Below are 22,540 nucleotides of genomic sequence, written 5' to 3' on the forward strand. Positions count from 1 at the left end.
GGCCGCGAGCGATGGCCGCGCCCGCGCGCAGCGACGACGAAGGTGGTGTCAGCCCGCGGCGAGCCGTTCGGCCGCCGCCGCGATCCGCTCGTCGGTCGCGGTCAGCGCGATCCGCACGTGCTCGCTCGCGCCGGGGCCGTAGAAGTCGCCGGGCGCGGCGAGGATGCCGCGATCGGCCAGCCACTCCAACGTGGTCCGGCACGGCTCACCACGCGTCGACCACAGATACAGGCCGGCCTCGGAGTCATCGATCCGGAAACCCGCGGCCTCCAGAGCCTTTCGCAACACGTCGCGTCGGGCGCGGTACCGCTCGCGCTGGCGCGCCTCGTGCGCGTCGTCGCTGAGCGCGGCGGTCATCGCGGCCTGGATCGGCAACGGCACCATCATGCCCGCGTGCTTGCGCACTTCGAGCAGTTCCGCGACCAGCTCCGGGTCGCCCGTCACGAATCCGGCGCGATAGCTGGCCAGGTTGGAGGTCTTGGACAACGAATGCACGGCCAGCAGGTTGGTGTGGTCGCCGTCGCATACCTCGGGGTCGAGCAAGGAGACGCCGCGACCCTCCCAGGTCAGTCCCAGGTAGCACTCGTCGGAGGCGACGATCACGCCGCGCTCCCGCGCGAAGGCGACCACCTTGCGCAGATGTTCGACGCCGAGTATCCGGCCGGTCGGGTTGGACGGCGAGTTCACGTAGATCAGCGCGGGCGTCTGCGGACCGAGCCGGGTCAGCCCGTCCGCGCGCAGCACCTGCGCGCCCGCCAGCAGCGCGCCGACCTCGTAGGTGGGGTAGGCGACCTCGGGGATGACGACCAGGTCGCCCGAGCCGAGCCCGAGCAGCCGGGGCAGCCCCGCGATCAGCTCTTTGGTGCCGATCGCGGGCAGCACGGCCGCGGGCTCGAGTCCGGTGATCCCGTAGCGCCGCTTCAGCGCGTCGACCGCGGCCGCGCGGAGCTCGGGGGTGCCATGCGTGGTCGGGTAACCGGGGACCGCAGCGACGGAGTTCAGCGCCGTCCGGATCAGCGGGTCGACCGGGTCGACCGGAGTGCCGACGGACAGGTCGACGATCCCGCCGGAGTGGGCGGCCGCCTTCACCTTCACCGAAGCGATGGTGTCCCAGGGAAAATCGGGCAGCAGACTGCTGACCCGGCCACGCGGTGACACGTCAGGTCTCACTCACTCGCCATCGGGGGCAGTTCCTTGATGAACGGCGGGTCGTAGTCGACCTTGCCGACCTTGGTCGCGCCGCCGGGCGAGCCCAGCTCGTCGAAGAAATCGACGTTGGCGTTGACGTATCCGCTCCACTGGTCCGGGGTGTCGTCTTCGTAGAAGATCGCCTCCACCGGGCACACCGGCTCACATGCACCACAGTCCACGCATTCGTCGGGATGGATGTACAGCATGCGACCACCCTCGTAGATGCAGTCCACGGGGCATTCCTCGATGCATGCCTTGTCCTTCACGTCAACGCACGGTTCAGCGATGATGTACGGCACTGCCGCTCTCCTAGTCTGTCCTCGCCTGCGGGATAGTCCGCCCGGCGAAACCCTATCCCGGCAACCACACGTTACTACTGGTCAGCCTGCCCTAACTTCGGGGATCGCGCACGCCGACGCGAGGCCCGATTCGACTCCGCCACCCGACGTACGCGCTGGGGGCCGCGTTGTGGGAGGTAGCGCCGGAACGCGCAACGGCGGGGCCGGTATTGCGCCGGTCCCGGCTGCCCGCGGCCGACCGGAAATCCGATCGCACCGCGGGCCGGAACCCATCGCCGTCGCCGGGCCGCCCGGCGCGGCTCCCTCGTCAGTCGACCAGTACCGCCTGGAGCCCCGGAGCGGCGGACAACCGCTTGTGCTTCGGGACGCCGTAGGTCGTCGTCCGTTCCCGGGCCGGTCGTCCGATGCCGGAGGCGATCTCCACCAACTCGGCGACCGTCTTGGCCGAGCCGTGCTGCGAGCCCGCCATCCGGGAGATGGTCTCCTCCATCAACGTGCCGCCCAGATCGTTGGCGCCACTGTTGAGCATCACCCGCGTTCCGGTGGTGCCCAGCTTGACCCAGCTGGTCTGGATGTTGTGGATCCGGCCGTGCAGCATGATCCTGGCCAGCGCGTGCGCGGCGCGGTTGTCCCGGTTGGTCGGCCCGGGCCGCGCGGCGCCCGCCAGGTACAGCGGGGCGCTCTGGTGCACGAACGGCAGCAGCACGAATTCGGTGAAACCGCCGGTCTCGTCCTGGATTCCACGCAGCACCCGCAGATGACCGACCCAGTGCTTCGGGTTGTCCACGTGGCCGTACATCATGGTCGAACTGGACCGGATGCCCACCTGGTGCGCCGTGGTGATCACCTCGATCCACGCCGAGGTGGGCAGTTTGCCCTTGGTGAGCACCCAGCGCACCTCGTCGTCCAGGATCTCCGCGGCGGTGCCGGGGATGGTGTCCAGGCCCGCCTCCTTCAGGGCGACCAGCCACTCCCGGACGCTCTGGCCGCCGCGCGAGGCGCCGTTCACGATCTCCATCGGGCTGAAGGCGTGCACATGCATCGACGGCACCCGCTGCTTGACCGCCCGCACCAGATCCGCGTACCCGGTGACCGGCAGGTCGGGGTCGATGCCGCCCTGCATGCACACCTCGGTGGCGCCGTCGACATGCGCCTCCCATGCCCGGTCGGCCACCTCGTGCGTGCTCAGGGTGAACGCGTCCGCGTCGCCCTTGCGCTGGGCGAACGCGCAGAACCGGCACCCGGTGTAGCAGATGTTGGTGAAGTTGATGTTCCGGTTCACCACGTAGGTGACGTCGTCGCCGACGGTGTCGCGGCGCAGTTGATCGGCCAGCGCGGCGACCGCGTCCAACTCGGCGCCGTCCGCCGTGGCCAGCGCCAGATAATCGGCGTCGCTGAGCCCGGCCGGATCGCGTTCGGCGGCGCGCAGCGCGGCGAGCACGTCGGAGTCCAGCCGCTGCGGAACGGCGACGGCGAGATCGCGGGCCTGTTCACGAATGGTGTCCCAGTCGCCGAAGGCGCCGACGATGTCCTGTCCGAGGGCAGCGTCGCTGCGGGCCTCGGTGTTGCGGCCCTCGGTGTCGATGGCGGTGTTGAGGTCGACGCGTCCGGCCGACTCCCAGGACTCGTCCGGCTCCTGCCAGGGCAGGCCGACCGGGATCGCGTCCGGATTCGCCAGCCCCGTCACCGGGTCGGTGAGCGCGGCGACGTGCGCGCCGATCCGCGGATCGACCCACGGATTGCCCGCTCGCACGTACTTCGGGTGCGCGGAGGTCCGCTCGACCAGCTGATAGCCCGCCGCCTCGGTGATCTCCCGCAACGTGTCCAGGTTCGGCCACGGCCGCTCCGGGTTCACGTGGTCGGGCGTCACCGGCGAGACGCCGCCCCAGTCGTCGATGCCCGCGTCGATCAGCGCGCGGCACTCGGCGTGCGAGACCAGGTTCGGCGGCGCCTGCACCGGCACGTCCGGCCCGAGCAGCACGCGGGTGACCGCGATGGTGGCGAGGAATTCCTCCAGGCCCGCGTCCGGCACGTCCCGCATGGCGGTGTCGTCCTTGGCGCGGAAGTTCTGCACGATGACTTCCTGGATGTGTCCGAAAGCCTTGTGCTGCTTGCGAATCGCCATGATCGACTCGGCCCGCTCCGCCATCGTCTCGCCGATGCCGACCAGGATCCCGGTGGTATAGGGCACCGAGAGCCGTCCCGCGTCGGTGATCGCCCGCAGCCGCACGGCCGGGTCCTTATCGGGGCTGCCGTAATGGCAGTTGCCCTTCTCGGTGAACAACCGGGCCGAGGTGGTCTCCAGCATCATGCCCATGGACTGCGCCACCGGCTTGAGCCGCGCGATCTCCTCCCACGACATCACGCCCGGGTTCAGGTGCGGCAGCAGGCCGGTCTCCTCCAGCACCATGATCGACACGGCGCGCAGGTAGTCCAGCGTGGAGTCGTAGCCGCGCTCGTCGAGCCACTGCGCGGCCTCCGGCCAGCGATCCTCGGGCCGGTCACCCAGCGTGAACAGCGCCTCTTTGCAGCCGAGGGCAGCGCCCCTGCGTGCGATGTCGAGCACCTCGTCGGGTTCGAGGAACATGCCCTTGCCCTCGGCGCGCAACTTGCCGGGCACCGTGACGAAGGTGCAGTAGTGGCACTTGTCCCGGCACAGCCTGGTCAACGGGATGAAGACGTTGCGGGAATAGCTGATCGTCTTCGGACGCCCCGCGGACGCCAGCCCGGCGTCGCGCACCCGCGCGGCGCTACGACAGAGGTCGGCCAGGTCGTCACCGGTCGCGTGCAGCAGCACCGCGGCCTCGTCCACGTTCAACGTGACACCGTCGCGGGCCCTGCGCAGCGCCCGGCGCATGGCCGATGGACTGGGCGGCGCGGATGGGACGCTCGGGTTCGGTAGGTCGGTCACGCCCTCGATCATGCGCTACACATCCGGAACTGTCTCCCTCCAGTGCTGGTTGCGACGAAGCGGACGAGTCACGGCTCCGCTCGCCACGGAGCCCACACGGGGACGTGGAGCACCGTTGAGCGTTGACAACTGTGCGGTACCCGAGGCTATTCCGGGGCACCCGCGCCGCGCGGCCCGCGTTCGGTCATCGATCGTGGCGTCGGTGAGCGCCGCCGATTCGACCGTTCCGGCACACCAGACCCTCGCAGGTGAGGCCGGGGGCCAACTCCTCGGCGACCGCCAGATGCGCCCGAAACGGTTGTCACACAACGAGGCTCATTCCACGGCAGGAAGCCCTCCGCGGCCTTGCGCTCACCCTTCCGCCGGGTCCGCGCCGTCGCGGTAGGCCGCTCACCATCGACCGCGACGGCGACCGCGTGATCGTGCAACGATTGGCGGCATGTCGCAGCCGCGCACGATCATGGCCGATCCGGCCTGGCGCCCCAGCCCGAAGGCGAAGCTCCTGTGGACTGTGCAGGCCGTCCTGACGTGGGTGATCCCGTTCGCGGCCCTGCTGGTGTGGGCGGTGGTCGACTCCGCGCATCGCGGGTGGCAGCTGGGATTCTTCCTGGTCGCGCTCGTGCCCGCCGCGCTGAACATCGGTGTCGCCCCGTGGTGGCGGTACGCGGTGCACCGCTGGGAGGTCACCGACGACGCGGTCTACACCCGGGTCGGCTGGCTCACCCAGGAGAGCCGGGTAGCGCCGATCTCCCGCGTGCAGACCGTCGACACCGAACGCGGTCCGCTCGAACGCCTGCTCGGATTGGCGACCGTCACCGTGACCACCGCGTCCTCCGCGGGTGCGGTGCAGATCGGCGCGCTCGACCTTCCGGTCGCCGAGGAAACCGTGGCCCGGCTCACCCGGATCGCCGCCCAGCACCGCGGAGACGCGACATGAGCCCCGAGACGACCGGCGCCGAGCAGGACGGGCCGCCCTGGCAGCGGCTGGACAAGCGGATGCTGCTGGTCCATCCGATCACCGAAGTGGTGAAGTTCATCCCGGTGCTGATCGGTTCGGTGATCCTCGGGACCAGCAGCGGCAACCACGTGTGGAGCGTCATCCCGCTCGCGTTGATCGTCGGGTTCGCGCTGACCCGCTGGTTCACCACGACGTATCGGGTCGGGCCAACACACGTGGAATTGCGCACCGGGCTGCTGGAACGCAAGAAACTGTCGGTGCCGCGGTCGCGGATCCGCTCGGTGGACATCGAAGCGGACCTGCTGCACCGGGCTCTCGGCCTGGCGGTGCTGGCGATCGGGACCGGCCAGCATGCGGAATCGGGCGAGAAGTTCAAGCTCGACGCCCTGGATGCCCGCGTCGTCCCGCCGTTGCGCGCCGCGCTGCTCGCCCATACGGCGGCCAGGGTGGGTCCGGACGAAGAACGAAAAGAGCCGCAGCAGAACAGCTCCGGTGGTTTCACGGCCCCGCGTACCCGGGCGGGAGAGATCGGGCACTGGAGTCCGGCGTGGGTGCGCTACGCCCCGTTGTCGCTGACCGGGTTCGCGATCATCGCGCCGATCGTCGGCTTCGCGCTGCAATACGGGCTCGGTGAGATCGTTTTCCGGTCCGACGCCGTGCACGACGTGGAAGACGGCGGCGTGCTCGTCCTCGCGCTCGCCGCGGCCGCGCTGCTGGGCGTCATCGTCGTCGTGGTCAGCGCTGCCGCGTGCGCACACTATCTGACCACCTATTTCGGGTTGCGCGTCCGCGACGACGGCAAGACCTTGCAGCTGCGCCACGGCCTGTTCACCACCCGCCAGATCACCCTCGACCGAGCCCGGCTGCGCGGAGCGACGGTCTCCGAACCGCTGCTGCTGCGCCTTGCGGGCGGCGCCGAACTCGAGGCGATCATGACCGGGCAGAACCCGCGGCAGCGAATCCTTCCGCAGGCCCCGCGTAGCGCCGTGGAGCACACCCTCGGCCATCTGCTCGCCCCAGAGGAAGTGCGAGACAACGAGTTTCCCGTCCAGCCGGAGGCGAGGCCCACCGGTTCGGGCGCGGCGGACGCGCACACCGTCCCGGCGCCGGGCAGCGCCCCGCTGATCGCGCACGGCCCGGCCGCACGGCGACGCAGGCATACCCGCGCGCTCGCGCCGGTCGTGCTCATCGCCGCCACGCTGGTCGTCATCTCCCTTGCGGGACAGCACTATTCGCCGTGGTGGTGGCTGCTGCCCGGCCTCACGCTCGCCCTCGCGCTCGCCCTCGCCGAGGACCGCTATCGCGGCCTCGGACACGCCGTACTGCCCCGCACGACCACCAGCCCCACCTGGCTGATCACCCGGGCCGGATCACTCGACCGCGACCGCGACTGCCTCGAGGCCCCCGGCATCATCGGCTGGACAGTGCGTCGAACCTTCTTCCAACGGCGCGCCGGGGTCGCCACAGTTGTCGCGGCCACCGCGGCGGGCAAGAAGCGCTACTCCGTAGTCGACCTCCCCGCCGACCGAGCATGGGAACTCATCCAAGCCGTCACACCAGGACTGCCCGGCACCCGCTGAACCCACCCCCGCCCAGGTGTCGCTGATCGGTTGCCGAGCGGCGGCGGAGTTCAATGGACGCTGTGGTGACCAAGACCGAGCCGCACCATACGGAGCCGCGGATCGCCGACCGCCGGGTTCGGCAGATGCAGCGAGCGGACAAGTTCCGTTTGACCGCGGTGGGCGGGCTCGCCGCGCTCTCCCTGGACGCGTTGTCCAGCGTGGCCTACGGACCAGAGGCGATCGTGCTGGTGCTGGTCGCGGCGGGCGCGGCGGCCGTCTCCTGGACGCTGCCGGTTGCCTGCGCGATCGCCGCACTGTTGCTCGTACTGGTGCTCTCCTACCGGCAAGTGATCGCCGTGCATCCGGACGGCGGCGGCGCGTACGCGGTCACCAAGAAGCAGCTCGGCAGGCCCGCCGCGCTGCTCGCGGCCGCCAGCCTGGTCGTGGACTACGTGCTGACCGTCGCGGTGAGCCTCGCCGCCGGCGCGGCCAGCCTGGCCAGCGCCTTTCCCGCCCTGGCCCACGAACTGCTACCGATGACGCTGATCGGCCTCGCGGCGCTGACCGTGATCAACCTGATCGGAGTGGCGGAATCCGCGCGGGTGCTGATGGGGCCGACGATCCTGTTCGTCGTCCTGATCGGCGGTGTGATCGTTGTCGGGCTGCTTCGGCCGGAGCCGGTCGCGATGATCGGCGGCGACCCGGGTCCGATCGAGCCGGTCGAGGCGCTCGGAATCGTTCTGCTGCTCAAGGCCTTCGCGGCGGGATGCTCGTCGCTGACCGGTGTGGAAGCGATCGCCAACGCCGTGCCCGCTTTCCGCACCCCCGCGGTGCGCCGCGCGCAGCACACCGAGGTGGCGCTTGGCATCCTGCTCGGCGCGATGCTGCTCGGCCTGGCCGTGCTGATCCGCGAGCACCACGTCACGCCGCGCCCGGATGTGACCATCTTGGCCCAGCTGGCGGCGGCCGCGTTCGGCACCGGCTGGCTGTTCTACCTCACCAATCTCGCGGTCACCGCGGTGCTGCTGCTCGCGGCGAACACCAGTTTCGGCGGGCTCCCGGTGCTGCTGGCGCTGCTGGCCAAGGACCACAGGGCGCCGTCGCTGTTCGCGCTGCGGTCGGAGCGTCCGGTCTTCCGGTACGGGGTCACGGCACTCGCCTTGCTGGCCGGGCTGGTGCTGCTGGCGGTCGACGCCGAAACCCACCGGCTGCTGCCGGTTTTCGCGATCGGCGTCTTCATCGGGTTCACCATCAGCCAGACCGGTCTGGTGCTGCACTGGTGGCGAGTGCGCGACCGCGGGTGGTTGCCGCGCGCACTGCTGAACGGATTCGGCGCGACGCTCACCGCCGTCGCGGGCGTCGTCCTGCTCGCGGAGAAGTTCACCGAGGGCGCGTGGCTGCTGCTGCTCATCATTCCCGCGCTGGTGGGCCTCTTCTTCCGGATCGAGAACTACTACGCCGGCGTCGCGCGTCAGCTGCGACTGCGTGAAATCCCGCCGCCGCCGCGACCGGCGCCGGAGGCCAAGGAGTTGGTGGTCGTCCCGGTGGTCACCATGAGCGAAGTGACCTATCGCGCCTTGGAAGCCGCGCTGCGCATGCGGGGCGAGATCGTCGCGGTGGCCGCGGACATCGATCCGGCCACGACCAAACGGCTCAGCGCCCAGTGGAAGGAGTGGGATCCCGGTGTGCCGCTCGCGGTGCTCCCCTGCCCGCATCGCAGCCTGGTGTCGACGCTCGTCGGCTACGTCCGCAAGCAGACCGCCGCCGGGCTGGGTGTCACAGTGCTGCTGGCGCATGTCGAAGCCCGGCACTGGTGGCAACGCCCGCTGCACAATCCGCGCGGACCGGTGCTCACAGCCGCGCTGCGCGTTCGCACCGAGGCCGTGATCGCGACCCTGGCGGTCCGGCTCGCGTGAGTCAGCGGCGGCCGAAGACGTGCGCGTTCGCCTGGACGTAGAGGTAGGCCAGCGGCGGCAGCAGCCCGGCGAACAGCAACAGCGCCGTCCGCCAATCACTGCCGAGCAGAATGTCACCGCCGGGCCCGGCGCTCGCGCAAACCAGGAAGCCGAACGCCCACGCGACCAGCGGAAGGCCCAGCAGCGCGGGACGCCGGGTCACCGTTCGCGCACCCGCGACGAGCAGGACGTTCACCACTCCCGCCACGGCGGCGGAGACCGGGAAAACGACCGAGCCCAGATAGATCGGCAGGTAGAGCACCTCGAGCGCAAGGGTGAGCAGGGCGTCCACGATCAGGATCACGAGGATCACCGAGCCGAGTAGACCTACGGGGATACGGGTGGCGCCGGATGCCACGGGAGCGCGATCGCCTGCGTGGTCGTCGATCTTCGTCGTCACGGCACCGGCGGGTAGCCGAGGAGGGTCAACAAGTGGCTCTGCATGTCGGCGAACGCGTACAGCACCGTCATATACAGGTCGTGCTGCTCCTGCCAGTGCGGCCGCATGCTGTCGACGAACGCCGCGATCGCGTTCTGGACCTCCCAGTTGTACATACTGCCGAGTCTATTCCGGCGCGATCGGGCGCACGATCAGTTCTCCCGGTCGGCAGGCAGGGCGGCGACCACCGGAGGTTCGCCGGTCGGGTCGCCACGCTGCGCCGCTATGGCCAGCACTCGTTTACGCGCGGCGAACCAGCCGACGATCAGCGCGGGGACGATCAGGGCGATGGTCGCGACGGTCCAGGTCCCCACCGGATAGTCGAACCCCGTCAGCACGACGACGAAGAACAGGAACACCAGCGTGAGCAGACCGGTGTAGGGCGCGCCGAACATGCGGAAGGCGGGCCGCTGGATGCGTCCCCGGGTGGACCAGCGCCACAACTGCAGCTGGCACAACACGATGGTGGCCCAGGAGGCGACGATGCCGAGCGACGCCATGTTCAGCACGATCTCGAACGCCTGATCCGGGACGAGGCCGTTGAGCGCGATGCCGACCAGCGCGATCAGGCTGGTGAGCAGGATGCCGCCGTAGGGAACGCCGTTGCTGCCCATCACCCCGGTGAATTTCGGCGCGCTGCCGTTGATCGACATCGACCGCAGGATGCGGCCGGTCGAGTAGAGGCCGGCGTTCAGGCTGGAGAACGCCGCGGTCAGCACCACGAGATTCATCACGCTGCCGATGCCGGGGACGCCCAGCATGGTGAAGAAGGTGACGAACGGACTCTCGTCGGCCGTGTATCGCGTGTACGGCAGCAGCAATCCGAGCAGGACCAGCGAACCGACGTAGAAGACGGCGATCCGGAGGATCACCGAATTGATCGCCCGTGGCATGACCTGCTCCGGATGCTCCGTCTCCCCCGCCGCGGTGCCGACCAATTCGACAGCGGCATAAGCGAATACGACACCGGACACCACCACGACCAACGGCATGACGCCGGTCGGGAACAGGCCGCCGTGATCGGCGATCACGCTGGTCCCGGTCGCGGCGCCCCGCACCGTGAAGCGGCCGAGCAAGAAGATCGTGCCGACGATCAGGAACGCGCTGAGCGCGAATACCTTCACCAGCGCGGCCCAGAACTCCATCTCACCGAACCACTTCACCGAGATCAGGTTGACGCCCAGCACGAGGACCAGCGCGATCAGCGCGAGCAACCATTGCGGAACGGCGGAGAACCCGGACCAATAGTGGAAGTACTGCGCGATCGCGGTGGTGTCGGCGATGCCGGTCATCGACCAGTTCAGGAAGTACATCCAGCCCGCGACGAACGCCGCCTTCTCACCGAAGAACTCGCGCGCGTAGGAGACGAACGACCCGGACGACGGCCGGTGCAGGACCAATTCGCCGAGCGCGCGCAGGATGAGGAACGCGAAAAACCCGCACACGCCGTAGACCAGGAACAACCCGGGTCCGGCACTGGCCAGCCGCCCACCGGCGCCGAGAAACAGGCCGGTGCCGATGGCGCCGCCGATCGCGATCATCTGTAGCTGGCGCGGCTTCAGACTCTTGTGGTATCCGTGGTCCTCGATGCTGAGATGGGCGTTGTCGCCGCGCGCTGCCATGAACCGACGGATCCTCCGTTTCGATGTGCCGAGATCACGCCGAACCGTACCCGCCGCGCCGATACCGCCAACTGCCAGCCCTGGGGGTACAGGAGGTCGCCGCCCGGACAAGTTCCGAAAACGGCGGGCGAATTATGTGGAATGTCCGGAAATATCGGGTAGCGGCCGCACCGCCGTCGACGAGATCAGTCACTCCGGGGCGGCGAACAAATCGTGCTCCCGCCCGTCCGGACCGAGCGGACCGCGCCGACCCCGCACCAGGATGAAGTGCTCCTCGGGCAACACCGGCTGAGCGATACCGTTCGACAAGGCGAATTCCCGGCCGGACGGCGCGACCGTGACCTGTGTGGCGTGCGCCCGCAGCGCGGCGCGCTTGGCCGAAAGCACCTCGGAGACGTCGATCGTGGTGGTCACCGCGTCGCTGGGCACGCTCGCCAGTTCGCCCTCGGCGGGCAGTCGCCAACCGGGCGGCAGCGCGCCGGGCAGGCCCGCGGCCGTGCGCCGGGCCAGCGCCGCGGTGTGCAGACGCAGCATGTCGGCGTCGGTGACGGTCCAGTAGTACTTCGGGACATCCCAGCCTTCGCCGGCGGCGGCATGCACGGCGGCCGTGGTGATCTCGTGCGCCCGGATGTGGTCCGGATGGCCGTAGCCGCCGTTCGGGTCGTAGCCGACGACCACGCGCGGCCGCAGACGAAGGACGACGTCCGTGAGAGCCCGCACCGCCTCGTCTCCGGAGCGCACGAAGACGCGCGGCTTGTTCGCGGCGGGTGTGCCCGCCATTCCGGAGTCACGCCAGCGTCCCGCGCCCCCGAGCAAGTGCGGCGGACCCGCGTCCAGCGCGTCCAGCGCGCGGGTCAGCTCGAGAATGCGATAGCCGCCGAGCTGGTCGGCGTGATCCGCCGCGAGCAGCGCCCAGTCGTCGCCGATCACCTCGCCCTCCTCACCGAGGGTGCAGGTGATCACGGTGACCGGCACGCCGCGACGGCGGTAGTGCGCGATCGTGCCGCCGGTGGTGATGGACTCGTCGTCCGGGTGGGCGTGTACCAGAAGCAGCCCACCGGTCCCCGCGGTCACGGGATCCTGCGCCACATGGACGCGTCGCCGAAGATGCCGACCTGGATCGCGCCGCTGAGCGAGGCGCCGTCCAGCCGAGGACCGGACGCGGCGACGGCGTTGTCCTGCACGATCGGCAGCACGGTCGCCATGGCCCACAGTTTGGGTTCGGCTTCGGCGAGCACCCGTCCCACGTCGCCGCCCCGCAGGGCGTCGTCGATCGCGGGTTGCAGGGTCGGATCGCACACGCCGGACAGGTTGCTCGGCGCCCGCTGCGCCGCCTCGGCGATGGCCTGCGCCGGGCCGGTGACACCTGGCAGCGCGGGCGGCGGGCAGCCATACCTGGAAGCCAGCACGGTCGCCGGATCGGAACCGGCCACCTCCCAGCCGACGATCGCGTCGACCGTGCCCTCGAGCAGTTCCTTGCCGTACAACTCGTCGGCGGCGACACTGCGCACCGTGGCGTCGATGCCCGCGCTGCGCAGCTGGTCGGCGGCGGTATTGGCCACGGCCAAGGCGGTGGCGTCCCGGTCGACCGCGCCGATGCGCACGGCCAGCGGCTTGCCGTCCTTGCCGACGGTGCGCGGCTGCGGGGCGGGCGAGGTCGGGGAGGTCGCCGGCGGCGGCTCCGGCGCCCGGCCGTACCCCGCGGCGGCGAGCAGCGCGAACGCCTCCTCCGCCGATGGACGCGGCGGAGCGGTCGGGGCGTATCCGGGATCGGATGGTGCGAGCACCTGCGCGCGCGCCGGTTCCACCCAGTTGCCGGTCTGCGCGCCGACCGTGGCCAGCAGGGCAGGGTCCAGCAGGGCCAGCACACCCGAGCGGACCCGGGGATCGCTCAAGTCGCCTTTGCGTCCGTTGAGCGCCATCTGCAGCACTCGCGACTGCGGCATGATCGTGGTGCGCACGGAGGGAATCGCCCCCAGTTGCGCCTGGGTCGCCACGCCCCCGTGGACCAGCGCCATCTGTACGTCGCCGGTACGCAGCGAGCCCGCCAGCTGCGCGGTGGTGCCGCCGCGGCGGAGCAGGATCTGGCCCGGCATCGCCGGTGTGCCCCAGAAGCGGTCGTTGCGTTCCAGCAGCATCTCGTCACGGCCCGGGTCCGCCGAGCGGATCCCGAACGGCCCCCCGGACACCCGGACACCGTTGACCTGACCGTTCATCCCCCTGGCGAATCCGCCGGGCGCGTCCTTGAGCAGATGAGACGGCAGCAGATCGGTGAACAGCTCGCGCCAGCCGGGGTAGGGCTGCGTCATCACGACGGTGACCGTCTTGCCGCCCGCCGACGAATTGACGTCCGAGATCATCCGGTAGCCGGCCGGGTCGACGACGCCCGGCTCGGAGATCATCTCCTGCCACAGGTAGCGGAAGTCCTCGGCCGCGATCGGCGCGCCATCCGACCAGGACGCTTCGTTGCGCAATTTGTAGGTGATCGTGAACGGTTCCTGCGCGGTGACTTCGGCGGAGACAAGCAGCGACGAATCCGGCACCCAGGCCGTCGTCCCTGGCCGCGCCGGATCGAGCACCGGCCGGAACGGACTCGGCAGGACCAGGGAGGCGATCGCCGAGGTGGCGGCGGATTGGTCCGAGCGCAGATGTGGGTTGAACGCGGTGCCGATGGTGTCCAAAGCGACGACGACGGTCGTCTCCGCGGGCTTGACCGGTGTGGTCTTCGGACTGTCGGTGCTCTCGATGGGCGGCGGCGGATTCGCCGCACAGCTGCTGATCAAGGTCAGCACTGCCACGGCCGGCAACAACGTGCGCCACGCTGCGCGTTTTCCTGCGCCCACTTTCACGCTCGGGAACTCTACCGTACGGTCGAGTCCGTTCCCAGATTCCTGCTGACCGGCGCGGAAACAACGCGGTCGAACGGATATGCGGAGCGCGGAAACACAGCAGCGTCGCAGGGGCGTGACATCACCCATACAAACCGTGTCGAACCTCGGCAAATATTCGGCGTACCGTCGCGGCACAATAGCCCGCCGCGCCCGACGCACCGCAATCCGTATGCGCATCGGTGTCGTTTACGCAACCACACGCGCTGCCGACTCGGACATGAAGTGAACGTTTGCACCGACACGCCGAACGGGAGACGAATTCTTTTCGTCGACCATTCGGCCGACACGGCGACAACCCACACAGGGGCTGGCCCAACCAGCGTCGAGGCCACTCGATAGCATGAGAAATCTCATTGCGCTCACAGCTCTGGATGACCACGGGTGCCGACAATATAAAACAGGCGCACGGCACAGACAATTATTTTCACCCGCCACCACTGCCCTCATGACGGGTAGTGGTCGACAATTACCAAATTTCCCACCAGCCGTCGCCTCAGAAACTTATTCCACGCGAACGAATTGATTTCGGACCTGCATACCAAAGGCTGAGACGATTACAAATCGAAATTACCGACAACGAAACCGATCAGCCCTCGAATATGGGGCACCCGACTTCACCACGGCACGCATCACGGGGCCGTCTCGAATTTCTTCCGATTGCCACCATGCCTGGTGATGCGAGGAATTGCGATCACACCCGCGGGGCCCGAGTCGAACGCGAGGCTCGCGGTACACCCGCACGATGCGAGCGCCCGCGACTGCCCGACCAGCGGTTCTGCCCGGTATTCGGTGCCACCCGCGGTGACACCGAATACCGTGGCACACAAGTTATTACAGCGCCGCGCGGTCGCGCGCCTTGCGCCGGGACAGTTCCCGTGCGCGCTCGTTCTGCCCGAGGACCACCTTGCGCACCCGGACCACCTCCGGGGTGACCTCCACGCACTCGTCGGCGGCGCAGAACTCCATGGCGCCTTCGAGATCCAGCTGCAACGGCTTGGCCAAGGTCTCGATCACGTCGGCGGTGGAGCTGCGCATGTTGGTCAGCTTCTTCTCGCGCGTGACGTTGATGTCCAGATCCTCCGCGCGCGGATTGACGCCGACGACATGCCCCTCGTAGGTGTCCGCGCCCGGCTCCACGAAGAACTGCCCGCGGTCGGCCAGCTGGATCATCGCGAACGGCGTCACCGAGCCCGACCGGTCGGAGACCAGCGAGCCGGTGTGCCTGGCCCGGATCTCGCCCGCCCACGGCGCGTAGCCGTGCGACACGGCGTTGGCGATGCCGGTGCCGCGGGTCTCGGTGAGGAAGTCGGTGCGGAAACCGATCAGGCCACGGGAGGGAACGATGAACTCCATCCGCACCCAGCCCGCGGCGTGGTTGCTCATCTGCACCATCTTGCCCTTGCGGGCGGCCAGCAACTGGGTGATCGCGCCGAGGTACTCCTCGGGGCAGTCGATGGTCAGCTCCTCGTACGGCTCGTGCACCTTGCCGTCGACCTGCTTGGTGACCACCTGCGGCTTGCCGACGGTCAGCTCGAAGCCCTCCCGGCGCATGGTCTCGACCAGGATGGCCAGCGCCAGCTCACCGCGGCCCTGCACCTCCCAGGCGTCCGGGCGCCCGATGTCGAGCACGCGCAGCGACACGTTGCCGACCAGCTCCTGGTCCAAGCGCGCCTTCACCATGCGGGCGGTCAACTTGTGCCCTTGCACCCGGCCGACCAGCGGCGAGGTGTTGGTGCCGATGGTGACCGAGATGGCGGGCTCGTCGACGGTGATGCGCGGCAGCGCGACCGGATCATCGATGTCGGCGAGGGTGTCGCCGATCATGATGTCCGGAATGCCCGCGATGGCGACGATGTCGCCCGCCACCGCCAGCTCGCCCGGCTTGCGCTCCACGCCGACGGTCTGCAGCAGTTCGGTGATCTTCACCTGCTTGACGCCGTCGGCGTGCATCCACGCGACGTTCTGTCCCTTGCGCAGTTCGCCGTTGTGGATGCGGACCAGCGCGAGACGACCGAGGAACGCCGAGGCGTCCAGGTTGGTGACGTGCGCCTGCAGCGGCGCGGACGCATCGCCCTTCGGCGCGGGGATGTATTCCAGCAGCACGTCGAACAGCGCGTCCAGATTCTCCGCGGCCGGGGCGTTGCCGTTCTCCGGACGCTCCTTGGACGCCTTGCCCTCACGACCGGAGGCATACAGCACCGGAAGGTCGAGCGCGAGCTCGGCGGCCTCGGCGGCGGCGTCGTCGAGATCGGAGGCCAGGTCCAGCAGTAGGTCGTGGCTCTCCTCGACGACCTCTTCGATGCGGGCGTCGGGGCGGTCGGTCTTGTTCACGACCAGGATCACCGGCAGCGACGCGGCCAGCGCCTTGCGCAGCACGAACCGGGTCTGCGGCAGCGGCCCCTCGGACGCGTCCACCAGCAGCACCACGCCGTCCACCATGGACAGGCCGCGCTCGACCTCGCCACCGAAGTCGGCGTGGCCGGGGGTGTCGATGACGTTGATCACGGTGACCGAGCCGTCCGGGTGATGCCGGTGCACCGCCGTGTTCTTGGCGAGAATGGTGATGCCCTTCTCGCGTTCCAGGTCGCCGGAGTCCATCACCCGATCGACGGGCTCGGCCCGCTCGGCGAAGGCGCCCGACTGGCGCAGCATGGCGTCGACCAGGGTCGTCTTGCCGTGGTCGACGTGAGCCACGATGGCGACGTTGCGAAAATCGCGTGCAGACGACACGCCTGAATCCTCCTGCTGTTCGGTGTTGGAGCCGACGGTGCTCGGTGTCCGGCGTGCACGGACTCTCCGTGATTACGCAGGCTGCCGCCTCCGGGGCCTGACGCACACGCCGGTCTCCCTGCGAACAGGTGGAGAATCGAAACTCACCAGGCATCGCGGCGAGCTATACCCTACCGGCAGTCGGTTCGAGGCACCGTTTCAGCCTTTGTACTAAGGGTATGCTAACCGCCGTGGGCAAGGTCAAAGCCAAGAAGGTTTCGAGCCTGAAACCGAAGAAGAAGTGCTGTCGGAAGAAGACGCGCTGCGTGAAGTGCCCCGTGGTCATCATGCGGATGAAGAAGTGCGAAGCGGCCGGTGTCACCGGCAAGGATCTGAAGAAGGCACTCAAGCAGGCGCGCGCTGCCTGACCCCCGCCGCCACCCTTTCCGGGGCGGCCCGAGGCGAGTAGTAAGGAGTGTTATGGCGCAGCAGGCACTGCTCTCCGAACCCGAAATCGTCGACGCTCTCACCGAATTGCCGGAGTGGTCCAGGTCAGGGGACAACCTGACGCGCACCGTCGAGGCGGCCACCTTCCCCGCGGGCATCGAACTGGTGCGCCGCGTCGCCGAAGTAGCGGAGGAGGCGAACCATCACCCCGACATCGATATCCGCTGGCGCAAGGTCACATTCAGCTTGTCGACACACTCGGCGGGCGGGCTCACCGCGCTGGATGTAGCACTGGCACATGAAATAGACCGGCTGTGTTGATTTGCAGCGTCTTCGGCGCTGCGTGTTCGCGGCCCTCTTATGGCTCGCGTCCGAGCGACCGCCGCTGGCGACTGCGTCGCGAACGCGGCGGCCACTCGGACGCGAGCCGGGCCGCGAACGGAACATGCTCGGTCTCGCTTCGCTCGAAACCGCGGGTTGGGCCGCCGTGTCGCGTTCCAGCCGGAAGTTCGAGTCTCCGCTGATCGCCGCTCGACGCTGATCGAAGCAGAGTCGGCGAGTACCTTATGCGGTGCGCGCGGGGCCCTCGGTGGTTGCGCGCGCTTCTTCGTCCTCGGCCGATCGCGTGTACCTGGCTCCGAAGCGGATCACCCAGAGGTAGAACGCCAGGACGCCGAGCACGTCGACGGCGCCGAGCCAGGCCAGTACGCCCGGGCGCGAGATGGTCCAGATCGAATCCTGGAAGAACGACAGCACCCACGGCACGCCGACGAGCATGGTCACCAGCCAGTACCCGGCGATCACCCGCGCGCCGGGCGCCCGGCGCAGCGGCCCGTACACCACCCAGAGCACCGTAGGCAGCAGCCACACCCAGTGATGCGACCACGAGATGGGCGAGACCATCAGTCCGAACAGTTGCACCACGATCAGCGTGCCGAGCCGGTCGTCCGCGCCGAGCGCGCGCCAAGCCAGGAACGCCAGCACCGCCACGACGAGCACGGCCGCGATCCACCACGGGCCGGACTCGACGTCGTAGCCGAGGATGCGACTCAGTGTGCCCCGCAGCGACTGGTTCCACACCGAGCCCACCGGACCGATCCGGTCGGCGTCACCGAGCAGTGTGCCGAAATACCGACGCGCCTCGACCGGCGCGATCAGGAAACTCAGCCCTACCGTCGCGCCGAAGACCACGGCCGACCACGCCACCGTCGCCCAGCGCTTGCGCGCGACGAAGTACAACCCGGTGATCGCCGGCGTCAGTTTGATGCCCGCGACTATTCCGACCAGTCCACCGGACAGCCACCACCGCGAACTGCGAACCGCGAGCATCCCACCGAGCACCAGGAAGACATTGACCTGGCCGTAGTCCATCGTGGTTCGGACCGGCTCCAGCCACAGCCCGAGCGCGGTCCACCCGACGGTGGCGGCCCGCCACTGCGGTGTGCGCAGCCGCTGCGCCCCGAACAGCAGCTCGAGACTGACATGCACCACCGCGTACAGCGCCGCGGCGATGGCCAGCAACCAAGCCACCGCGACCAGGGTGAACGGCAGATAGTGCAGCGGGAAGAACACCAACGCCGCGAAAGGCGGATAAGTGAACGGCAACGGGAAGTCCGGAGTCTTCTCCGCATAGGTGAAGTCGTAGAGCTGATCGGTCAACAACGCGGCCGACCCGCCGACGTAGACATGCAGGTCGACGAGGTTCATCCCATTCGGGGACAGCAGCATCCAGAGCAGCCGGGCCAGCACGGACAGGCCAAGCACCGACACGGCCCATCGGAGGTGACGATTCAAATCGCTGGCTTTCGGCTCGGGTGCGGTGCGTCGGTTGGCGCGCCCGGAGTTCGATGTCGAGGCGACAGCGCGGACGGCACCGATTAGATTAGCCGCAGCGCGAATCCGGTCGGTTCCACCCTCGAACCACCGATAACATTTGCATCAACTTTCACATCAGTAACATCTGGGCGCGGTATCTTCTGCTAACACTGATCGTCCACGGCGCTTTCCGGACGCCGCAGCTGTACACATAGCCGCAATGTCCCTAGAGTGACCCCCGAAACGATGGCTTTTAGCAATCGAACCCAGATGTACCCCGAGGTAAGGACGGCCAGACCAGTGCTTCGCACCCGAGGATCGCGGATCGCATTGTCCGCACTCGCCGTCGCGGCGAGTGCCACGCTCGCCGCGCCGACGACAGCAATCGCGGCTCCCGCGACCGCCCCCGTGGCGACTACGAACAGCGTTCCCATGGTGCCCGAAGGCGTTCCCGTGGACGCGCTGGCCGCGCTCGCCCCAGCCATCGTCGGCGCTGTCGCGGGCCCCGCGGATATCGCGAGCCCGGCCGGCGTCGCGGGTCCGCAGTCGGCCATCCTCGATCAGGCCCGCAGGCTGCTGGCCACCTTGAACCTTCCGCCGCAGATCAAGTCGACGCTGGAACGGATCATCACCTTCCTGGACGGCAGCGGCGGCGGAGGCCCCGAGGTGCCGCAGGACGGACCGGTGATCGCCCAGTTCCTCTACCCGAGCATCGGCAAGGGCTGCATCGGCCCGTCCGCCGACTCGGTGGGCACCGCCCTCGCCGTGCCCGGGCCCGCCACGCTGCCGCCACCCGGCCCGCAGGCGGGACAGACCGGGTTCGTCTTCACCGCGCTCGGCACCAAGGGGCCGACGCCGGTGCAGAACCCGCCGATGACGGTGCAGTGGCTGAACCTCGACACCCGCCAGTCGGGCGTCCTGCCGCTGACCGACGAGGCCAAGATCAACCCGGACGGCCCCGCCACGCTGTCCGCGATCGCCGACACGGGCAACGGCCGCGTCGTCGCGGTCGTCTCCGGCTCGCTGACCACCCAGTCCGGTGACGCGGAGGCGCGGACCTGCTCCTTCCTGCCGACGCTCGGATTCTTCACCGTAGGCTGAGCTTCCGGTCGAGGGCGGCGACTCCATCGGGGTCGTCGCCCTTTCGGCGTTGCGGTGACTCGGCGAATACCTCGTATCGATCTGCCGCGCAGCCACACGAGGTGGCCGGACTGTGGTAGACCGCTATCTATGGCGACCACCGATTTCTCGAAATCCGCGGACTGTTCGAGACAGCCGGGTCATTCGATCCGGAGCAGGCGCTCGCACCGTTCCATCCTGTCGATCCGCTCGGAGGGTTCCATCCTCTCGATCGGCTCGGCTTACTCGGTCCTGTCCATCGGCAGCGTGGGCTCGGTGCTGTCGATCGGATCCGTGGGATCGTTCGGGTCGGCGATCTCGTCGTTCTCGTTCGCCAGCCTCGGCTCCGCGTTCTCCGGCTTGTCCCGGTGGTCGCTGCTGTCCTGGCTCGGCGATCACGAGGCTCCGGACAGCCGCCCCTCCCTGCGGGTCGTTCCGGACGACGAGCCCGACCTGCGCGTCACCCCGATAAGCCACTGCCAGACGTAATATTCGGCAGCCGCTCGGTCTCGCTTCGCTCGAAAGACGGGGTGGAGACGAGCAGGCACGTACTGCGGCAGCTGCTCACCACTGCCCGTATTCGGGTGTGAGCACATTGTTCACATCGATCCCCACACCGTCGATGGATTGCTTGTCGATCTCGACCTGGTGCAGGTTGGCGGCGGGGTGCACGAAGCCCTTGGGTGTGCCCCAGTTGTGCTGCCAGTACCAGGAACCCAGGCTCGCGGCGCGGGCCAGCTCGATGGTCGGGGTGTTCGCGTAGACGCCGGTGTTCTCCGTGCCGAGCACGGCCTGCCAGCCCAGTAGGTACGGCGCGATCATGGTGGCGAAGTCGACCGGGGAGGGGTTGTCGTCGATGGACGCGTAGATGGGCACGTTGTCCGGGCCACCGGCGGCGCGGTGCAACGCGAGCCCGCGCTCGGCGTGCCGCTTGCCCGCCTCCAGCCCGCCACGCCAGTCCGCGGTCGGTCCCTTGCCGAATTGGTAGCACGAGACGATCTGCAGTCCGGCCGCTTTGAGGTCGTCGACCTCCGGGGATCGCAGCGGTTTGCCCGCCATCCACTCGGCGCCGGGCCTGCGATCGGACACGTAGCGGATCACGCCGATATGTCCGGCGTCGCGGATCGCCGCAGCGGAGGGAACGCCTCCGGCGTAATCGATGAGGGTGCCCAGCACGGGTCGCGCGGAGGCGGGAGCTGCCGCGGCGGTCATGCCGACCACGGCCGCGGCGGCCGTGTAGGCGAACAGATCACGCCGGGATACCGAATTGGAACGCATCGTCGACTCCTTCGCGCAACCCGACATGGATGGCAGCGTGCCCGGCGCACCTTCCCCAAATCACCGCGCGCCGGGAGCCTCGAACGTGAACTCATTTCACCATATTCACACTGGAACCGCTAGACCCAGGAGAATCACGTTTCACATTCGCCACATACGCTCGACGACGCGACCGGTCACACAATGCCGTCGATGCGCGCGGCGACATCGATGGTGCGCATCGCCGGGTCGGCCAGTTCTTTGCGGATCACCGCCGCCACCTGCGCCACGACCTGCTTCTTTATCCCGGCGAGCGCACCGAGCGCGGCCGCGCGGGCGCCCTGCGCGGTGAATTCCATCCGAATGTCGGCCGGGTCGGGCGGCGGCACGTCGATCACCACCCGCAAGGGATCGGCAGCGCGGGCGGTGAGTACCAAAGGCACCTCGACGTCAGCGCGATAGCGATTGGCTTTCAGCACGTCGACCGTGATGTCCAGGCTCACCGGCAGGGTCAGATCGAACGCGACCGGCTCCGTCGACCGGTCCGTCAGCCGCGGCATCCGTACCGTTCCCCGAACGGTCACGACGGCGCTCGCGCGCGGTCCGGTCCGCAGCGGACCGACCTCGATCAGCCTGCCCGCCAGCCGTTCCACCACGTCACACACTCGCTCGCGCGTCACGATGCGGGAGAAGAACCGATGCCCGAACTCGTCGTAGCCGATCCAATCGAACGCGAGCTCGTCGCGATACGGCGAACGCTTGCCCGCGACCATGGCCTCGAGGTCGAACACCAGCCCCCTGCGGGTCTGCGGGTCGGCAAGCATGGCGTTCACCCGGGAGGCGACCTCTCGCTGCACCACGCCCGCGATCGGGTCGAGCAACCATTCCCACGCCGAATCCACCGCCTGGGCGCGCAAGACGAAACTGATGTCCCGCTGGGTGATCGGTGGGATATCGATGACGACGAGCACGGGTTCGGCGGTGCGGGCGTGCAGGGTCAGATCGATCTCCACCCTGGCCTCCAGCCGCAGTTTCCGGCCGCCGAGCAGCACCTTCAAGGTGAGCGACACCGGAACGGTGACGTCGAAGGTGACCTTCGGGCCGCTGCGCAGGACGCGCGGGGCGCCGACCTTCCCCTCGGCGACGAATCCGGCGAGCCCGGCCGGGCCGATCGAGACAGGGCCGATGGTCATGCCGCGGCCCGCCATGCCGGAGACCGCGGACTCGATACGAGCGGCGTTCACGGCGTGCGTGACGAAACGCTCGCCGAACTCGGCGTAGTCGATCCAGCCGGGCGCACTACTCGGTTCGTCGGTCGGATGCATCGCTAGTTCCGCAACCCTCACCTCTCGATGGACACCCGAC

The 22,540-nt window shown here is 68.8% G+C and carries 19 protein-coding genes; 7 read left to right on the forward strand and 12 right to left on the reverse strand.

Annotation, left to right across the window (positions count from 1 at the left end; translation table 11 throughout):
- Positions 1 to 48: 48 nt before the first annotated feature.
- The 3 genes from dapC to ACFV2O_RS35045 all read right to left on the reverse strand — a co-directional run bounded on the left by dapC (position 49) and on the right by ACFV2O_RS35045 (position 4,413).
- The gene (dapC, locus tag ACFV2O_RS35035; RefSeq protein WP_379255977.1) at positions 49 to 1,170 is read right to left on the reverse strand and encodes a succinyldiaminopimelate transaminase; all 1,122 of its coding nucleotides are present in this window, start codon (positions 1,168 to 1,170) and stop codon (positions 49 to 51) included.
- Positions 1,167 to 1,490 (reverse strand): ferredoxin, encoded by a 324-nt coding sequence (fdxA, locus tag ACFV2O_RS35040; RefSeq protein ID WP_014987978.1) that lies wholly within the window; start codon positions 1,488 to 1,490, stop codon positions 1,167 to 1,169. Before fdxA ends, dapC begins: the two co-directional genes overlap by 4 nt.
- Positions 1,491 to 1,797: 307 nt before the next feature.
- Positions 1,798 to 4,413, reverse strand: coding sequence for a bifunctional FO biosynthesis protein CofGH (locus ACFV2O_RS35045; protein ID WP_379255978.1), 2,616 nt, complete (start codon positions 4,411 to 4,413; stop codon positions 1,798 to 1,800).
- A gap of 427 nt (positions 4,414 to 4,840) precedes the next feature.
- Here ACFV2O_RS35045 and ACFV2O_RS35050 point away from each other — a divergent pair, with 427 nt between their 5' ends.
- The 3 genes from ACFV2O_RS35050 (at position 4,841) to ACFV2O_RS35060 (ending at position 8,837) form a co-directional block, all read left to right on the forward strand.
- Complete coding sequence (locus tag ACFV2O_RS35050; protein WP_355080371.1) at positions 4,841 to 5,338, forward strand: PH domain-containing protein; 498 nt, start codon at positions 4,841 to 4,843, stop codon at positions 5,336 to 5,338.
- The gene (locus ACFV2O_RS35055) at positions 5,335 to 6,939 is read left to right on the forward strand and encodes a PH domain-containing protein (RefSeq protein ID WP_379255980.1); all 1,605 of its coding nucleotides are present in this window, start codon (positions 5,335 to 5,337) and stop codon (positions 6,937 to 6,939) included. Before ACFV2O_RS35050 ends, ACFV2O_RS35055 begins: the two co-directional genes overlap by 4 nt.
- Positions 6,940 to 7,004: 65 nt before the next feature.
- Positions 7,005 to 8,837 carry an APC family permease gene (locus tag ACFV2O_RS35060; RefSeq protein ID WP_379255981.1) on the forward strand — a complete coding sequence of 611 codons (1,833 nt, stop codon included), beginning with the start codon at positions 7,005 to 7,007 and terminating at the stop codon, positions 8,835 to 8,837.
- Position 8,838: 1 nt separating this feature from the next.
- On the opposite strand, the gene ACFV2O_RS35065 is transcribed toward ACFV2O_RS35060, so the two are convergent.
- The 6 genes from ACFV2O_RS35065 to typA all read right to left on the reverse strand — a co-directional run bounded on the left by ACFV2O_RS35065 (position 8,839) and on the right by typA (position 16,558).
- On the reverse strand, positions 8,839 to 9,276 hold the full coding sequence (locus ACFV2O_RS35065) for a hypothetical protein (RefSeq protein ID WP_379255982.1): 438 nt from the start codon (positions 9,274 to 9,276) through the stop codon (positions 8,839 to 8,841).
- A complete protein-coding gene (locus ACFV2O_RS35070; RefSeq protein WP_169332723.1) occupies positions 9,273 to 9,431 on the reverse strand; it encodes a hypothetical protein in 159 nt (52 codons plus the stop codon). Before ACFV2O_RS35070 ends, ACFV2O_RS35065 begins: the two co-directional genes overlap by 4 nt.
- Positions 9,432 to 9,467: 36 nt before the next feature.
- Positions 9,468 to 10,937, reverse strand: a complete 1,470-nt coding sequence (locus tag ACFV2O_RS35075; protein ID WP_379255984.1) for an amino acid permease — start codon at positions 10,935 to 10,937, stop codon at positions 9,468 to 9,470.
- A 189-nt stretch (positions 10,938 to 11,126) separates the two neighbouring features.
- Positions 11,127 to 12,011, reverse strand: coding sequence for an N-acetyl-1-D-myo-inositol-2-amino-2-deoxy-alpha-D-glucopyranoside deacetylase (gene mshB / locus ACFV2O_RS35080; protein WP_379255986.1), 885 nt, complete (start codon positions 12,009 to 12,011; stop codon positions 11,127 to 11,129).
- Positions 12,008 to 13,735 carry an ABC transporter family substrate-binding protein gene (locus ACFV2O_RS35085; protein ID WP_379255987.1) on the reverse strand — a complete coding sequence of 576 codons (1,728 nt, stop codon included), beginning with the start codon at positions 13,733 to 13,735 and terminating at the stop codon, positions 12,008 to 12,010. The genes mshB and ACFV2O_RS35085 overlap by 4 nt, the downstream gene beginning before the upstream one ends.
- Positions 13,736 to 14,659: 924 nt before the next feature.
- A complete protein-coding gene (gene typA / locus ACFV2O_RS35090; protein ID WP_355080358.1) occupies positions 14,660 to 16,558 on the reverse strand; it encodes a translational GTPase TypA in 1,899 nt (632 codons plus the stop codon).
- A 230-nt stretch (positions 16,559 to 16,788) separates the two neighbouring features.
- Here typA and ACFV2O_RS35095 point away from each other — a divergent pair, with 230 nt between their 5' ends.
- The gene (locus ACFV2O_RS35095) at positions 16,789 to 16,965 is read left to right on the forward strand and encodes a hypothetical protein (RefSeq protein ID WP_356966658.1); all 177 of its coding nucleotides are present in this window, start codon (positions 16,789 to 16,791) and stop codon (positions 16,963 to 16,965) included.
- Between the two features lie 52 nt (positions 16,966 to 17,017).
- Positions 17,018 to 17,305, forward strand: coding sequence for a 4a-hydroxytetrahydrobiopterin dehydratase (locus tag ACFV2O_RS35100; RefSeq protein ID WP_355080355.1), 288 nt, complete (start codon positions 17,018 to 17,020; stop codon positions 17,303 to 17,305).
- A gap of 243 nt (positions 17,306 to 17,548) precedes the next feature.
- On the opposite strand, the gene ACFV2O_RS35105 is transcribed toward ACFV2O_RS35100, so the two are convergent.
- Entirely contained in the window at positions 17,549 to 18,778 is a 1,230-nt protein-coding gene (locus ACFV2O_RS35105; RefSeq protein ID WP_379255990.1) for a mannosyltransferase, read from the reverse strand.
- Between the two features lie 321 nt (positions 18,779 to 19,099).
- Between ACFV2O_RS35105 and ACFV2O_RS35110 the strand changes: the two genes are divergently transcribed.
- Both ACFV2O_RS35110 and ACFV2O_RS35115 read left to right on the forward strand, forming a co-directional pair.
- A complete protein-coding gene (locus ACFV2O_RS35110; RefSeq protein ID WP_355078659.1) occupies positions 19,100 to 19,900 on the forward strand; it encodes a hypothetical protein in 801 nt (266 codons plus the stop codon).
- Positions 19,901 to 20,029: 129 nt separating this feature from the next.
- On the forward strand, positions 20,030 to 20,407 hold the full coding sequence (locus ACFV2O_RS35115; RefSeq protein ID WP_379255991.1) for a hypothetical protein: 378 nt from the start codon (positions 20,030 to 20,032) through the stop codon (positions 20,405 to 20,407).
- A 75-nt stretch (positions 20,408 to 20,482) separates the two neighbouring features.
- On the opposite strand, the gene ACFV2O_RS35120 is transcribed toward ACFV2O_RS35115, so the two are convergent.
- On the reverse strand, positions 20,483 to 21,196 hold the full coding sequence (locus ACFV2O_RS35120; RefSeq protein WP_379255993.1) for a DUF1906 domain-containing protein: 714 nt from the start codon (positions 21,194 to 21,196) through the stop codon (positions 20,483 to 20,485).
- 176 nt (positions 21,197 to 21,372) lie between these two features.
- Complete coding sequence (locus ACFV2O_RS35125) at positions 21,373 to 22,500, reverse strand: hypothetical protein (protein ID WP_379255995.1); 1,128 nt, start codon at positions 22,498 to 22,500, stop codon at positions 21,373 to 21,375.
- Between the last annotated feature and the right edge of the window lie 40 nt (positions 22,501 to 22,540).

The organism is Nocardia sp. NPDC059691 (assembly GCF_042733915.1).
Classification (GTDB): domain Bacteria; phylum Actinomycetota; class Actinomycetes; order Mycobacteriales; family Mycobacteriaceae; genus Nocardia; species Nocardia sichangensis.